This is a genomic window from Kutzneria buriramensis (assembly GCF_003387475.1).
In the GTDB taxonomy this organism is placed as follows: Bacteria; Actinomycetota; Actinomycetes; order Mycobacteriales; family Pseudonocardiaceae; genus Kutzneria; species Kutzneria buriramensis.
In genome coordinates, this window is record NZ_QUNO01000006.1 from 273,930 (window position 1) to 288,651 (window position 14,722).

The following is a 14,722-nucleotide window of genomic DNA, read 5'->3' on the forward strand; positions in this document are numbered from 1 at the left end:
GTCAACTGACAGTTGACGCCAAGCCGGCGAGCATGGCTGCCGTCGACTCCTCCAGCCGACCGGCGAAGTCCCGGACGGTGTGGCCGAGCTCGGGCAGCTCGTCGTACAGCTGGGCCAGCACCTCGCCGGGGTGCGAGGTCTGCCAGAACGTGGCCGCGAACGCGGCGATGGCGGCGACTGCCTTGCGTCCGCCGGACTTGCCGAGGGCGGGCAGTGCGGTGCCGATGAGCTCGCTGATTTCGCCAACCCGTGAAAGCGAGGCGACCTTGAACGCGCGCACGGATTCCAGCGATACGTTGCGTTCCAGGTTGAGCGGGGCGTGGGCGAGCAGGTCGCAGAACAGCGGCCGCTCGACCAGCGTCCGCGTGATCGTCGCGGCCACAGCGGCCGGCGTCGGCTCGGCCTCAGCCAAAGCGATGCTCAGCGCCGCGGTCCAGTCCGCCCAGCCCTCCGCGGTGAGGTGGAGGTAGATCTCCTCGCGGGTCTCGAAGTACCGCAGTAGCGCCGACTTGTGCACGCCGACCTCGGCGGCGATGTCGCCGAGGTTGACCTCCCGAACGCCGTCGCGGGTGGCCAGCGTGCGCGCCGCTGCCAGGATCGCCTCGCGCCGCTGCTCCTTGTGCTCGGGCCGGCGGGCCCGCTGGAACTCCGATGTGACCACGGGAACAGGTTAACGCAACGCCGTTGCCTTGTTAAGAGAACGGTGTTGCGTTAACGTCGGTCGCAAGACGGCGAGAGAGGTGGAGTCATGGCGAAGGTGTGGCTGGTCACGGGCGGTTCGCGGGGTCTGGGGCGGGCGATCGTCGAGGAGGCGCTGGCCGCCGGCAACCAGGTGGTGGCGACCGCTCGCAACGTCGACACGCTGAAGGACCTCCAGGACCGCTACGGCGACCAGGTGCTGCGGTTCGGGCTGGACGTGACGGATCCCGAGCAGGCCGAGGCGGCCGTGACGGCTGCCGTGGAACGGTTCGGACGGCTGGACGTGGTGGTGAACAACGCCGGCTACGCGAACATGGCGACCGTCGAGGAAGTCGACATGGACGACTTCCGCGCCCAGGTCGAGGCGGTCTTCTTCGGCACGGTGCACGTGACCAAGGCGGCGCTGCCGGTGTTCCTGGACCAGGGCCACGGGCACTTCATCCAGGTGACGTCGATCGGAGGCCGCGGCACCGCGCCGGCGATTTCGGCGTACCAGAGCGCGAAGTTCGCCACCGAGGGCTTCTCCGGCGTCCTGAACGACGAGGTCGGGCACCTGGGCATCAAGGTGACGATGGCCGAGCCCGGGCTGATGCGCACCGACTGGTCCGGCCCGTCGATGGTGATGCGGCCGTACCACGAGCGCTACGAGCCGGTGGTCGCCCCGCTGTTCGGGCACCTCCAGGACAGCCGCGGCCAGGAGCCGATCGATCCGGTGAAGGTCGCGCGGGTGCTGCTGGACGTCGCCGAGATGGACGAGCCGCCGCTGCACCTGGTGCTGGGCAAGGACGCGGTGGCGCGGATCAAGACCGGCATGGAGCGCCAACTGGCGGAGGACGTCCGCTGGGCGGAGCTCGGGCGGTCCGTGGACTTCGTGTAGCCGTGTCCGCGAATGTGGTAGATGAGGATCGTGCGGATCAGGCTGCTGGGGACGGTCGAGGTCGAGGTGGGCGGCGTGACCGTCCAGCTTGGACCGCGGCAGCGCCGACTGGTGCTCGGGGTGTTGGCCTGGCACGCGAACCGACCGGTGTCGATCGACCAGCTGATCGCGGTGGTGTGGCCGGAAGATCCGCCGCGGTCGGCGGCCCACGCTGTGCGGGTGGCGGTGTCGCAGCTGCGGTCCCAGGTGGCGATCGAGACGCACGGCTCCGGATACCTGCTTCCCATCGATCCGATGCTGGTGGACGCGCACCAGTTCACGGCGTTGGTGAGCCAGTCTCGCACCGTCGATGACGCCGAGCGGCTGGCGTTGCTCGACGAGGCGCTGGCCCTGTGGAACGGGCCGCCGCTGGGCGATGGGACCTTCGGCGCGGGGATCGAGGAGACCCGGCTCGGGGCCGTCGAGGATCGGTTGGACGTGCTGCTACGGCTGGGTCGTCACCGGGACGTCATCGACGAGCTGCTGGTCCTCGTCGACGCCAATCCGACCCGGGAGCGGCTGGTCGGCCAGCTGATGCTCGCCCTGTACCGGAGCGGGCAGGCGAGCCGGGCGCTGGAGGTCTTCCGGCGCACCCGGGAGCACCTGGCCGAGGAGCTGGGCATCGACCCCGGCAGCGATCTCCAACGGCTCGAGCTGGCGATTCTGCGCAACGAGGGGCTGGATCCGGTCGCCGCGCCGGAGCTGGTCGGGCGGCGGCACGAGCTGGCGCAGCTGACCGGCAACGGTGTGGTGCTGGTAGAAGGCCCAGCCGGGATCGGCAAGACCGCGTTGCTGGACGAGTTCGCCCGGCGCCTGGCGCGGTCGGTGCTGCGCGGTCGCGGCGTGACCGATGAGGGCGCGCCGGCGTACTGGCCGTGGCGGCAGGTGTTCCGGCAGTGGCTGGACTCCGCCGGGTCGGATGCCGCGCGCGTGCTCGGTGACGCCGCCGACCGGGTCGCGCGGATCATCCCGGAGTTCGGCGACCCTGCCGACCTGTCCGCCGAGGAACGGTTCGTGCTGTTCGACCAGGTCACGGCCGTGGTACGGCGGATGGCCGCCGGCGGGCTGGTGATCGTCATCGACGACCTGCACTGGGCGGATCCGGCGTCGCTGCTGCTGTTCAGCCACCTCGCCCGTGGCGTCGGGGGCGTCCCGCTGCTGCTGGTCGGCGCGTTCCGGCCCTATGAGCTGCGGCAGGCCCCGCGCGGCGAGGAGACCCTGGCGGAGATCACCCGTCAGGGCGCCCGGCGGCTGGAGCTGTCCGGGTTGTCGGTCGAGGAGGTGGCGGAGCAGCTGTCCGCCGAGCTCGGGCGGCCCTGCGACGTCGAGGAGGCGGCGACCGTCGCGCGGCGGACCGGCGGCAATCCGCTGTTCGTACGGGAGATCGGCCGGCTGCGGCGCACCGATCCGAAGGCGTCGATCACGCACGTGCCCACCGGCGCTCGCGACGCGATCCGGCAGTACCTGAGCGTGTTGTCGTCGCCGTGTCGGGCGCTGCTGTCGGCGGCGTCGGTGCTGTCGGTGGACATCGACCCCGTGACGCTCGCCGCGGTGGCGTCGACGTCGGTCGAAGACGTTCTGGACGCACTGGGCGAGGCCGTCGCCGCATCGGTGGTCGTGCGGAACCGCTTCGCGCACGATCTCGTGCGGGACAGCCTGATGCTGGATCTCACGCCGGCCGAGCGAGGACGCATTCACCTACGTGCCGCCGAATACCTCGAAAGCGGGACCGGGCATCTCGCCCAGATCGCCCACCACCGGCTGGCGGCGCTGCCGCTCGGTTCCCCTGCGGCGGCACGGGAAGCCGCCGTTCGGGCCGCCGAGCTCGCGATGAGCCAACTCGCGTACGAGGACGCCGTGCGGCTGTACGACCAGGCGCTGGCCGGGCCTCCCGACCTCGACCTGCTGATCGGCAAGGCGACCGCGCAGTACCTCGCGTACGACGTCGAGCCGGCCCGGCGCACCTGCGAGGAGGCGGCCGACCTAGCGCAGCGTGCCGGCGACGCCGTCGGGCTGGCGCATGCCGCGCTCGTGATGCCGGACCAGGCCGATCCGACCTGGTTGGGCACGATCTTGCCGTGGTGTGACGAGGCGCTGGCCGGCCTGCCGGCGGGTGACGGCATCCTGCGCGCCAAGCTCCTCGCGCTGCGGGTGACGATGCACACCGCTCTCGGCGAGACCGCCGACGCGCATCGGCTGAGCGACATGTGTCTGGCGATGGCCGAACGGCTGGACGACGTGGTGACTCTCGTCGCCGCGTTGCGGGCGCGCCAGCACGCCAATTCCGGTCCCGACGGCAACCACCAGCGGCTCGCGCTCGGCGACCGCATGCTGCGCCTCGGCGATTCCGCCGCGATGTGGGGGCATCTCTGGCGGTTCGACGCCCTCATGCAACTCGGGCGCGTGGTGGATGCGGATCTGGAGCTCGACCTTCTCGAGCCGGTCGTCGCGCGGCTCGACAGTCCGCTCGCGCACTGGCACCTGCACCGCAGCCGCGCCGCGATCCTCCAGGGGCGCGGCCGGTTCGCCGACGCCAACCGCGCGCTGGACCAGGCCCGGCGGCTCGCCGAGCTCGGCAACAACCCGTACGGCGTCGCCGCCACCGAACTCAGCCGCGCCTTCATCAACGCCGTCACCAGCTCCAACGTCAGCCCGGAGACCGCCGCGGTGCTGCGGCGCGGGTTCGGGCCGTCGCCGCTGTCCCGGGTCGCCCTGGCCACGATGTACGTGGCCGTCGAGGACTTCGACCGTGCGCGGGAGATCTACCGGACACTGCCGCCGTTGGCATCGCTCACGCTGCCGGCGTGGTACCAGCTCAGCACGCGGTTCCAGTACGCCCGGATCACCGCCGCGCTGGGGGACGCTGAAGCTGCTGCCGTCGCGTACGACCAGCTGCTGCCGCATGCCCACCTGCACCTCACCACCGGCGCCGGCGTGACCCTGACCGCCGGCTCGGTGCACTTCTGCCTCGGCGTCACCGCCGCCGTCTGCGGCCGGTTCGACGCCGCCGTGGACCACCTGCGGACGGCGATCACCGTGAACGACGAGGCGGGTCTGGATCCCTTTGCCGCCGAGGCCCGCTACCGGCTCGCCCTTCTCGTGCGGGACCGGCGCGAGGCGCTGACCGCCCATGCCACCGCCGTACGCCTTGGCATGCCGCGGCTCCGTGCCCAGACCGAAGCCCTGATAGGGGATCTCGATGCGTGAACTGCTCGACGTCGCGGCGGCCGTGCTGCCGGGCGAGGACCTGCGCGGCGCGACCTTCGCCCAAGGCGGTTCCCACGACGTGGTGCTGCTGCCCGGCGTCGCAGTGGTTCGCATCGCCCGCAAGCCGTCGGCAGTGGAGGCCTTGCCGCGACGCGTCGAGCTCCTGCAACGGTTACAGGACTTCCCCTTCGCGGTGCCGAGGCCACTCACCGACGTGATGCAGGTGGGCGACTACACGGCCGTTGCTCTGTCCTGGCTGCCGGGACGCCCCCTTCCTCGGGGTGCCGCCGTCGAGCCGGCGGAACTCTCCGGGCTCCTGGATGCGTTGCGCGAAGTGGACTGTTCGGGGCTGCCGCTCAGCGAGCCGCACGCGTATGCCGGCGGCACCCGTTGGGCGGAGGTCCTTCAGCTGGACGTGATTCCCCGCCTGCCCGCCGACTGGCGTGATGAGGCCCGTCGACGGGTCGACGCCGCGTTGGCGCTGCCCGACGTGCGGCCCTCGCTCGTGCACGGCGACCTGGCCGGCGAGAACATGCACTGGGCGGACGGCCGCCTGATCGGTGTGCTCGACTGGGATCTGGCCCAGCCCTCCGATCCGGCCGTCGACGCCGCCTGTCTGGCCTGGTACGGCTGGGACACGCTGGTGGCCGCCGTGGACGAAACCACGATGCACCGCGCGCGGACCTGGTACGGCACCTTCGGCCTGGAGCAGATCGCCTTCGCCGTGCTCAACGGCGAGTCGGAGGAGGCAATCGCGAAGCGGTGCGAGACGATCACGGCCTGGCTGGGGCGTTCGGCGAAAATCCTTTCCAGCAGCGGATGAGCGGTCGCTACTGTGCGCGGACCCGATGAAGGAGGCCGTCATGGCACGCGACGAGTTCGAGGTGTTGTTTTGAGCGGACCAGCAAGCGCCGCAGGGGGTTCCCTCTAGCGAGGCCCGCGTCAAGCGCGGCGAGCGCGTGGTGGGGGAGGACACGGAGCTGCTCGAGAAGCTGGGCGGCGGCGACCCGTGCCCATGCGGCTCCGGGCGGAGGTTTTCGCCGGTGCTGCCGGCCGAGCGGCCGGTTCGACGACACGCTCGGCGACTACTACGTCCGTGACTGAGGTCAGACCTGGTCCCGCCAGCTGTGTTCGGGCTCGTACCCGAGCAGCCGACGGGCCTTGTCGATGCACAGCAGCGTCTCGAACCGGCCAAGTTCGCGGCGGACGGGGACGTCGGGGTGGACCCGCGCGGCGAGGTCGGCGCTGCTGGTGGTGGCCATGACGGTGTCGGCGTTGGCGATGATGAAGACCTCCGCGCCGACGCCGTCGTACTCCAGGGCCTTGCGGACGGCCTGGGCCCCGTCGCGGGCGTCGATGTAGCCCCAGAGGTTCCACATGCGCAGCGCGGGGTCGGCGTCGAAGCCGGGGAAGGCGGCGTAGTCGGCGGGCTCCATGACGTTGGAGAACCGCAGGCCGATCATCTTCAGCCGCGGGTCCCAGCGGCAGAACTGGGCGGCGACCTGCTCGTCGACGTGCTTGCCGAGGGAGTACGAGGAGTTCGGACGGGCGGGGTACTCCTCGTCCACGGGCAGGTAGGGCGGCGCCTCGTCGAACGGCAGGCCGAGGACGGTCTCGCTGGAGGCCCACACGACGTTGCGGATGCCGGCCTGTCGCGCGGCGGCGAAGACGTTGTACGAGGCGGTGACGTTGTTGGCGTACGTGACGGGGTTGGGCCGCAGCCCGGGTGCCGGGATGGCGGCGAGGTGCACCACGGCGTCCACACGGGAGTACCGGTCGTCGACGGCGGTCAGCGCCGACACGGTCTGCCCGTAGTCGGTGAGGTCGACCTGCAGGTATGGGGCGACGGGGTCGGGCGACGGCGCCCGATCTACGTTGACCACGTCCCAGCCGGACTCCACCAGGTGGGCGACGACGGCGCGGCCCAGCTTGCCGCTGCCGCCGGTGACTACAACACGCTGATCCATGCCGACAGTATCGCCGCAGGTCACACGATCGGCTGCCGAGACCTAATCCTTTGAGTCTCCAGTGGCTGGAGGCTCTAGCTTTCCGGACATGACGATCACCGTCCTGGACACCCATTCGGCCATGCGGGACGTGCTGCGGGCGCCGCGCGCGGAACGGCCCGAGCTGCTGCGCGCCATGCTGGAGCCGGCCAAGGGCATGTACCGGTACTTCCCGGGCGAGGTCGACCTGGTCGCGATGCACGCCATGGGCTCCGGCTTCCCGCTCGACCGTGACGAGGACCGCTGCCTGGAGGCGTTGGAGCGCCTGCGCGCGGCGGACGCGTGGCGTCGCATTCAGCTCGCGCTGGACAACGCGGTCGAGGTGCAGGTGGAGGCGACGCCGCAGATCACGGTGCCGGACATCACGGTGCTGCTGGTGCTCGGCGATCCCGCCGACGAGCACTACATGACCACCAGCCTGGGCATGGTGGCGAACGGCAGCGTCTCCGGCTACATCTACCTGAACATCTGGCCGTACGAGGAGAACCTGGCGCGGCTGGAGCCGACGGCGGTGCACGAGCTGAACCACAACCTGCGCTACAGCCCGGGGAATGTGGTCTGGAACCCGGCGACGGTGACGGTGGGGGAGCAGGTTGTGTCGGAGGGCCTAGCCGACGCCTTCGCCCGGCAGTTGTACGGGGACCTCGGCTACGCCCGTGTCGGCTTGCCGCACCTGCACGACGATGCCGTGTTCGCCAAGGTCCTCACCGGCCTCGACATAACCGGCATGCAGAACTTCACCGCCTGGGTGCACGGCGACGCGCATGCCCTCCGCTACGGCGCGACGCCCGTCGGGCTCCCCACTGGCGCCGGCTACGCCGCCGGCAACCGACTCGTCGACGCTTACCTGGCCGCCACCGGCCAAACCGCCGCCCAGGCCCTCCTCGCCCCCGCCGCCGACGTCATCAACCCCCGCGAGTCGCGCGCGAGGTCGCGGCGGGTTCTGGACCGCGGGCTCAGCTCGATCGAGTCTGTTCATCGATCGAGCTGAGCCAAGGGAAGAGGCCGGCTTGGAAGCCGCGCGGAACGCGCGGCGCAAGCCCTGTCACACCGAAGGTAGGTTCCAGGCAGATCCGAGCCTTGAGTCTCGTTTCTGCCTCAAAGCGCATTTCGTTCTGCCCCAGAGCGCGACTCGCGGGGGTTCACCAGGGGATCACGCCGGTGGCGTCGAAGTAGCCGCCGGTGGGGCCGTCGGGGCCGAGCAGGGCCAGCCGGACGATGGTGGCGGCGCCCTCCTCGACGGACTGGAAGCCGGTGTGGTGGTTGAGGTCGGTCTTGGTGAAGCCCGGCTCGACGGAGTTGATCCGCATGGCGGGGAAGGCCTTCGCGAACTGCACGGTGATCATGTTCAGCGCGGCCTTCGACGTCGGATAGGCGACGCCGGGGTAGTGCGATGCCCGCTGCTGGGGGTCGGAGAGCCGGGTCAGCGACGCGAGGCCGCTGCTGACGTTGACCACCACCGGCGCGGAAGACCGCTGCAGCAGCGGCAGAAACGCGTGCAGCACCCGCACCGCGCCGATGACGTTGGTCTCCAAGGTGGTCCGCATCATGTCGGCCGTGAGGTCGGCGGCGCCGCTCGGCACGCCGGTGGTGTCCATCTCGGCCTGGATGCCGGCGTTGTTCACCAGCACGTCCAGGCCTCCCAGGGCGGCGACAGTTTCCGCCGCGGCGGCGACGGAGGCGTCGTCGGTGACGTCGAGCTGCACCGGCTGTCCGCCCACCTCGGCGGCGGCCCGAATGCCGCGCGAGATGTCTCGGCTGCCGAGGAAGACGGTGTGTCCGGCGGCGACGAGCTGGCGTGCGGTCTCGAGGCCGAGGCCCTTGTTCGCGCCGGAAATTAGAATTGACGTCATGCCGATCGACCCTAGGATCTGGACCGCGCTCCAGGTCAACGGGGGAAAAAGATGCGGCGACTGCTCGCCTCGGTCGGGATCTCCGGCGTCGGGGACGGAATCCGGCAAACGGCGCTGCCGCTGCTCGCCGCGGCGCTGACGGCCGATCCGCTCGGCGTCAGCGCCGTCGCCGTGGCGGAGTTACTGCCATGGCTGCTGGTCACGCTGCTCGCCGGCGCGTTGGTGGATCGGTGGGACCGGCGCACGGTGGTTCTCGCCGCCAACACGTTCCGGGCGGTGCTGGCCGGCGTGCTGACGGGGTTGGTCGCCATCCAGCTGGCGAGCATTCCCTTGTTGTGTCTGGTGGCCTTTGGTCTGACGGCCGCCGAGACCTTCGCCGACGCGGCCTCCCAAGCGCTGCTGCCGGCATTGGTCGGCATCGACGACCTGGAGCGGGCGAACAGCCGACTCTCGGTGGTGAGCAACGTGACCGTGCAGTTCGTCGGGCCGCCGCTGGGCGGCCTGTTGTTCGCCATGCGGCCACTGCCGTTCGCGGCCGACGCGGTGTCGTTCGCGGCGAGCGCATTGCTGCTGCGAGACCTGCCGCCCCTGCCGTCGCCGCCCCGCGAGAAGTCCTCGCTGCGTAGGGACATCGGCGAGGGCCTGCGCTTCCTGTTCGCACGGCCGGTGCTGCGCGCGATGGTCATCGCGGTCGTGCTCAGCAACCTCCTCATGGGGGCCGCGTTCGGTGTGTTCGTCCTGTACTCGCTGAACGTGCTGCATCTGAGTCCCGCCGAGTACGGCCTGTTGTTCACCGCGTTCGCCGGCGGCGCCGTGGCCGGCAGCGTGTTGGCGGGACGGTTGCGATCACTGCTGGGCGCCGGTCCAGCAGTGATCTCCTCGATGCTGTTGCTCGGCCTGCCGTTCCTGCTGATGGCCGTGGTGCCCGACGCGTACGTCGCCGGCGCGGCGATGGTGGTGACAGGCATCGGCGAGGGTGTCTGGAACGTGCTGAACATGTCGCTGCGGCAGGCGGTGACTCCGGACGCGCTCCGGGGTCGGGTGCTCAGCACATTCCGGATGTTCGGCCTGGGGTCGGGGGCGGTCGGCGCCGCGGTGGGTGGCGTGCTGGCGGCCCTGTTCGGGGTGAGGTTCCCCATCCTGGCTGCCGGCATCGCCCTGCCGGCGGCGGCGGTCCTGCTGCTCCCGGCGCTGTCCACCAGGGCGATCGAGGAGGCGCGGGTGTCCTAGGCGACCTTCGGCCGGCGGACGTGGTCGCGGTCCAGCCGCCACTGCGTGACCAGCAGCGGGAGCGTCCAGCCGAGCCACGAGGACAGGCTGGCGACGGCCGAGAGCTCGACGACGCTGTTGGCCGGGTAGCTGTGCGGCAGCACGATCACCAGCACGACTACCCAGACCCGGTTGGTGGCGATCGAGCAGGCGAGCACAAAGCTGCGGATCATCCACCGGCGGTGGCCGGCGAAGTCCTTGCGACGGGCGGCGAGCAGGCCGGCGACGGTGGTGCCCATCCACAGCGTGGCCAGCAATGTGCTGCTGGCACGGGCGACCGGCCCGTACGGGGTGTTGGTGGCCAGGTAGAGCGCCATCAGCCCGGCGGGAATGACCAGTCCGACGTAGACCCGGCCGGCGATGCGGTGCACGTGCGGGTAGCGGGCGCGTAAGGCCGGCCAGACCTGGAGGCAGCCGGCGAGGAGCGCCGCGCAGCCGAGGAAGACGTGCACCACCAGGACCGGATAGTACGCGGCGAGCTGCGGCGCCGGCTGGATGCGGGACTGCGACGGGTCACCCGTGAAATAGGGCGGGAGTTCGAAGGCGACGAAGGCGATAGCCAGGGTGATCAGGAAGAACGGCCATCGGCGACCGCGAGCGTATGCCATACGCGTAGCGTAGCAAGTACGCCCAGTTACCATGGCGCGGTGGACGAGCTGCCGCGCACGCTGCGAGTGCTGTGGGACCTGGAGCCGAAGCCGACCAGGGCGACCGGGCCGGCGCTGAGCCGCGACCGGATCGTGCGGGCCGCCGTCGAGCTGGTCGACGAACAGGGCATGGACGCGCTGTCGATGGCCCGGCTCGCGGAGCGCCTCGGCTGCGCCACGATGTCGCTGTACCGGCACGTGGCCAGCAAGGACGAGCTCCAGGCGGTGATGTTCGACGCCGCGCTGGGGGAGCCGCCGAAGCCGGATCCCGACGGCGGCTGGCGCGCGGGCCTGGAGACGTGGGCGCGGGAGCTGCTCGCGGTCTACCGGCGGCACCCGTGGATGCCCCGGATGGAGATCACCGGTCCGCCGCTCGCGCCCGGCCAGCTGAGCTGGCTCGACGCGGGCCTGGCGCTGTTGCGCGACACCGAGCTGCCGCCGATCGAGCAGATGTCGGTGATGCTGCTGGTCGCCGGCTACGTGCGGACCGAGGCGACGATGGCGATCGTCGGCGACGAGGTGCGGGGCGAGCTCGCGCGCGAGACGGTCGAGCGGGTGGCGAGGCTGTTGGATCCGGCCCGGTTCCCGGCGCTGTCGGAGGTGGTGGCGAGCGGCGCGTTCACCGCGGCGCCGTTCGACTTCGACCACTTCGCGTACGGGCTGCGACTGGTGCTGGATTCCATCGAGGCTCAGTCATCAGAGGAATGACCGCCAGAAGCGGGCAATTGCCGCATCTCACCCAGTTTGGAGCCTCTTGACATCGGATGTCTGCCTGCCTAGCGTGGTGCCGCCGCCGCACGTGACCCTCCCGCGCGACTACGCGAAAGGCGCTGGTCATGAGGCACTTACGGCTGGCCATGGGCGCTGCGGCGCTGATCACCGCGACCCTCGCCGCCCCCGCGGCGGCGGCCCACGACAACGCCCTCTACGCCGCACCCGACGGCTGGGGCAGAACCTGCGCGAAGTACCTGCCGTGCTCGCTGGAGACGGCGGTCGACCGCCTGCACGACGGCTCCGCCCTCTACCTCCGCGGCGGCACGTACCGGCTCGCGAGGACCCTCGACCTGAGCCAGAGCGACGTCTCGATCCGGGCCTATCCCGGGGAGACGCCGGTGATCACCGGCGCCCGCCGGGTCACCGGGTTCACCCTGCAAGATCCCACCAAGAACATCTACGTCGCCAGAGTCCCGCGCGGCACCGACACCCGGCAGCTGTTCGTCGACGGCACCCGCGCGGAACGCGCCCGCACGGCGCTGAACTCGACGACCTTCACCGCGACCGCCACCGGCTTCCACACCACCGACCCGTCCTTCGCCCAGGTCACCAACCAGGGCGACGTCGAGGTGGTGCAGGAGAACAAGTGGAAGCACATGCGCTGCCCGCTGTCCGCGATCACCGGTGACGCCACCGGTTCCAACCTGGTCGTGCAGCCGCAGTGCTGGCAGGACAACAACACCGCCGTGATCAACAGCCAGTTCCCGTTCAACGGCAACGGACTGCCCAAGATGGACGGCGTCAGCTGGGTGGAGAACGCCTACCAGTTCCTGACCAAGCCGGGGCAGTGGTACCTCGACAAGACCGCCGGTCGCCTCTACTACATCCCACTGCCCGGACAGAACGTCAACCGCGCCGACGTCGAACTTCCCCTGCTGGACACGCTGATCTGCGCCAACGGCACGCCCGGCCACATCGCGCCGGTCGACGACACCGCCGGCACGTACGGCGGGACCTGGCAGAACTCGACGATCCGGCAGCTCGGCGACTTCGGAGACGGCGTGCACGCCACCCAGGCCGCCGGCGCGTCGGTGAGCTACACGTTCAACGGCACCGGCGTCGACGTGCTCGGCGAGACCAACACCGACGGCGGCACGTTCACCGCAGCCGTGGACGGAAAGCCCGACACAGCAACGCATTCCGAGCACGGCGACGTGCGGCTGGCCCAGCAGGTCGTGTACTCCGTGCAGAACCTGCGCCCCGGCCGCCACACCGTCACCCTGACAAACGCCTCGGGCAACCTGCTCGTCGACGCCTTTGCCGTCACACCACAGGCTGTAAAGCCCGTGCACGACGTCAGCATCAGCGGACTCACCTTCACCGGCACCACCTGGACGCTGCCGTCCCACGTCGGCTACATCGACAACCAGGCCGGCGTGCAGTGGGCCGCGCAGGCTCCGCACGCCCCGATCCGGCCGCCGGCCGCGCTTGAGTTCCACCGTGGCAAGAACATCACCGTCACCGGCGACACCTTCACTCACCTCGGCGGCGTCGGCGTCGCCTTCGCCGACGGCACCCAGAACTCGTCGATCACCCGGAACACCATCACCGACACCAGCGCCGGGGGAGTGGCGGTCGGCGAGGTCGACGACTACTACCTCACCGATCCGTCGCGGATGACCCTGAACACCACCATCGCCGACAACACGATCTCCAACGTGGGCCAGGACTATCACGACGCCGTCGGCATCTGGGCCGGGCACGGCCGCGACACCGTCATCGACCACAACGAGATCGCCCACACCCCGTACTCCGGCATCTCGCTGGGCTGGGGATGGGGCTGGGCCTCGCCGTGCGAGCTCCAGGCCAAGCAGGGGCTGGCCGTGTGCCGGCGCGGCACCATCTACTCCGGCGACAACCACATCACCGGCAACAACGTCCACGACGTGATGCGGACCCTGCTCGACGGCGGACCGATCTACACGCTCGGCGGCCAGGACCCGACGGCCCAGAGCACGGTGATCGGCAACTGGGTGCACGACGCCCCGAACAACAACAACATGCTCTACCACGACGAGGGCAGCTCGTACTGGAACACCCACGACAACGTGGTGAGCAACCAGACCGGGCGGTGGGTCGGCATGTGGACGCCGACCATCCACGACATCACCATCCACGACAACTTCACCGACAACACCGTGGTGAAGAACCTCGGCACCAACGTGACGATCACCAACACCACGGTCGTCACCGGCGGCAACTGGCCGCCGGCCGCGCAGGCGATCATGGCGGCGTCCGGGCCTCGCAGGTAGGAGGGTGGAGTTGCCTGGCCGGCGGCGTGGTCCGGCCAGGCAACGCTCCCTCGTCGCTCAATGACTGCGGAGGAAGGTCAGCAGGTCGGCGTTGACCTGGTCCGCGAGCGTGGCGGTGAGGCCGTGCGGCGCGCCGGGGTAGTAGATCTCCTGGGCGCCGGGGATGAGCCGGGCCGACTTGCGGGCCGAGTCGTGGACGGGGACGATCTGGTCGTCCTCGCCGTGCATGACGAGCGTCGGCACCTTGATCCTGCGCAGGTCGTCGGTGAAATCCGTCTCGGAGAAGGCCTTGATGCTCTCGTAGGCGTTCTTGGCGCCGGCCTGCATGCTCCACAGCCAGAACTGATCCAGGATTCCCTGGGAGACCTCCGCGCCCGGCCGGTTCGCGCCGTAGAACTTGATCGCGAGCTCCCGGTAGAACTGGGAGCGGTCGCCGGCCACGCCCGCCCGCAGGCCGTCGAAGACCTCCAGCGGTAGGCCTTCGGGGTTGGCCTGGGACTTCAGCATGATCGGCGGCACGGCCGAGAGCAGCACCGTCTTGGCGACCCGCCCGGTCCCGTGCCGCCCGATGTACCGCGTGACCTCCCCGCCGCCGGTGGAGTGACCGACCAGCGCCGCGTCGCGCAGGTCGAGCGTGTCGATCACGGCGGCGAGGTCGTCGGCGTAGCCGTCCATGTCGTTTCCGGACGAGGGCTGGCTGGAACGGCCGTGACCGCGCCGGTCGTGCGCGATCACGCGGTGGCCCCGTTGCGCCAGGAACAGCATCTGGCCGTCCCAGGCATCGGCGTTCAGCGGCCAGCCGTGTGAGAACACCACGGTCGGGCCTTGGCCCCAGTCCTTGTAGTAGATCTCGGTGCCGTCCGCGGTGCTGATCGTACTCACGGGATCGGACCTCCTCTCCGCAGCGACGGCCTTCGCGTGAGCGATCCTCGGTCCAGGAGTCTCACGGCGACTGAATCTATCGGCAGATCCAGCCGGGCAGCTATCGGGCTGTCGGCGATTCACCATGGCCAGTCGCTGTCGTTGGCGGCGTTTGTCTCCGTAGTCATCATGCCGCGTGGGACCGCTGTTGCTCGGCGTGTGTGAAGCAGACGCTGTC

13 protein-coding genes are annotated in these 14,722 nt (G+C 70.3%); 8 read left to right on the top strand and 5 right to left on the bottom strand.

The features are described 5' to 3' along the window. Window position 1: 1 nt before the first annotated feature. Entirely contained in the window at window positions 2-661 is a 660-nt protein-coding gene (locus BCF44_RS19335) for a TetR/AcrR family transcriptional regulator (protein ID WP_116175715.1), read from the bottom strand. 87 nt (window positions 662-748) lie between these two features. Here BCF44_RS19335 and BCF44_RS19340 point away from each other — a divergent pair, with 87 nt between their 5' ends. The 4 genes from BCF44_RS19340 (at window position 749) to BCF44_RS59200 (ending at window position 5,922) form a co-directional block, all read left to right on the top strand. Further along, window positions 749-1,576, top strand: coding sequence for an SDR family NAD(P)-dependent oxidoreductase (locus BCF44_RS19340; protein WP_116175716.1), 828 nt, complete (start codon window positions 749-751; stop codon window positions 1,574-1,576). A 21-nt stretch (window positions 1,577-1,597) separates the two neighbouring features. Beyond that, complete coding sequence (locus tag BCF44_RS19345; RefSeq protein ID WP_116175717.1) at window positions 1,598-4,822, top strand: ATP-binding protein; 3,225 nt, start codon at window positions 1,598-1,600, stop codon at window positions 4,820-4,822. Beyond that, the gene (locus tag BCF44_RS19350; protein WP_116175718.1) at window positions 4,815-5,645 is read left to right on the top strand and encodes a phosphotransferase; all 831 of its coding nucleotides are present in this window, start codon (window positions 4,815-4,817) and stop codon (window positions 5,643-5,645) included. Before BCF44_RS19345 ends, BCF44_RS19350 begins: the two co-directional genes overlap by 8 nt. A 139-nt stretch (window positions 5,646-5,784) precedes the next feature. Beyond that, window positions 5,785-5,922, top strand: a complete 138-nt coding sequence (locus BCF44_RS59200; protein ID WP_211353105.1) for an SEC-C metal-binding domain-containing protein — start codon at window positions 5,785-5,787, stop codon at window positions 5,920-5,922. A 6-nt stretch (window positions 5,923-5,928) separates the two neighbouring features. Here the strand turns inward: BCF44_RS59200 and BCF44_RS19360 are convergent, their stop codons facing one another. Then, a complete protein-coding gene (locus BCF44_RS19360) occupies window positions 5,929-6,789 on the bottom strand; it encodes an NAD-dependent epimerase/dehydratase family protein (RefSeq protein WP_116175719.1) in 861 nt (286 codons plus the stop codon). 88 nt (window positions 6,790-6,877) lie between these two features. On the opposite strand from BCF44_RS19360, the gene BCF44_RS19365 reads away from it, so the two are divergent. Further along, window positions 6,878-7,819 (top strand): DUF2268 domain-containing putative Zn-dependent protease, encoded by a 942-nt coding sequence (locus BCF44_RS19365; RefSeq protein WP_116175720.1) that lies wholly within the window; start codon window positions 6,878-6,880, stop codon window positions 7,817-7,819. Window positions 7,820-7,970: 151 nt separating this feature from the next. Here BCF44_RS19365 and BCF44_RS19370 read toward each other — a convergent pair whose 3' ends face one another. Beyond that, complete coding sequence (locus BCF44_RS19370; protein ID WP_116175721.1) at window positions 7,971-8,681, bottom strand: SDR family NAD(P)-dependent oxidoreductase; 711 nt, start codon at window positions 8,679-8,681, stop codon at window positions 7,971-7,973. 51 nt (window positions 8,682-8,732) lie between these two features. Here BCF44_RS19370 and BCF44_RS19375 point away from each other — a divergent pair, with 51 nt between their 5' ends. Next, a complete protein-coding gene (locus BCF44_RS19375) occupies window positions 8,733-9,911 on the top strand; it encodes an MFS transporter (RefSeq protein WP_116175722.1) in 1,179 nt (392 codons plus the stop codon). On the opposite strand, the gene BCF44_RS19380 is transcribed toward BCF44_RS19375, so the two are convergent. Next, window positions 9,908-10,558 carry a DUF2306 domain-containing protein gene (locus BCF44_RS19380; protein WP_170217616.1) on the bottom strand — a complete coding sequence of 217 codons (651 nt, stop codon included), beginning with the start codon at window positions 10,556-10,558 and terminating at the stop codon, window positions 9,908-9,910. The genes BCF44_RS19375 and BCF44_RS19380 overlap by 4 nt on opposite strands. A 39-nt stretch (window positions 10,559-10,597) precedes the next feature. On the opposite strand from BCF44_RS19380, the gene BCF44_RS19385 reads away from it, so the two are divergent. Together BCF44_RS19385 and BCF44_RS19390 are read left to right on the top strand one after the other, a co-directional pair. Continuing rightward, window positions 10,598-11,305, top strand: a complete 708-nt coding sequence (locus BCF44_RS19385; protein WP_116175724.1) for a TetR/AcrR family transcriptional regulator — start codon at window positions 10,598-10,600, stop codon at window positions 11,303-11,305. Between the two features lie 128 nt (window positions 11,306-11,433). Then, window positions 11,434-13,623 (top strand): right-handed parallel beta-helix repeat-containing protein, encoded by a 2,190-nt coding sequence (locus BCF44_RS19390; RefSeq protein ID WP_147328541.1) that lies wholly within the window; start codon window positions 11,434-11,436, stop codon window positions 13,621-13,623. A gap of 57 nt (window positions 13,624-13,680) precedes the next feature. On the opposite strand, the gene BCF44_RS19395 is transcribed toward BCF44_RS19390, so the two are convergent. After that, entirely contained in the window at window positions 13,681-14,505 is an 825-nt protein-coding gene (locus BCF44_RS19395) for an alpha/beta fold hydrolase (RefSeq protein WP_211353106.1), read from the bottom strand. Window positions 14,506-14,722 lie beyond the last annotated feature (217 nt).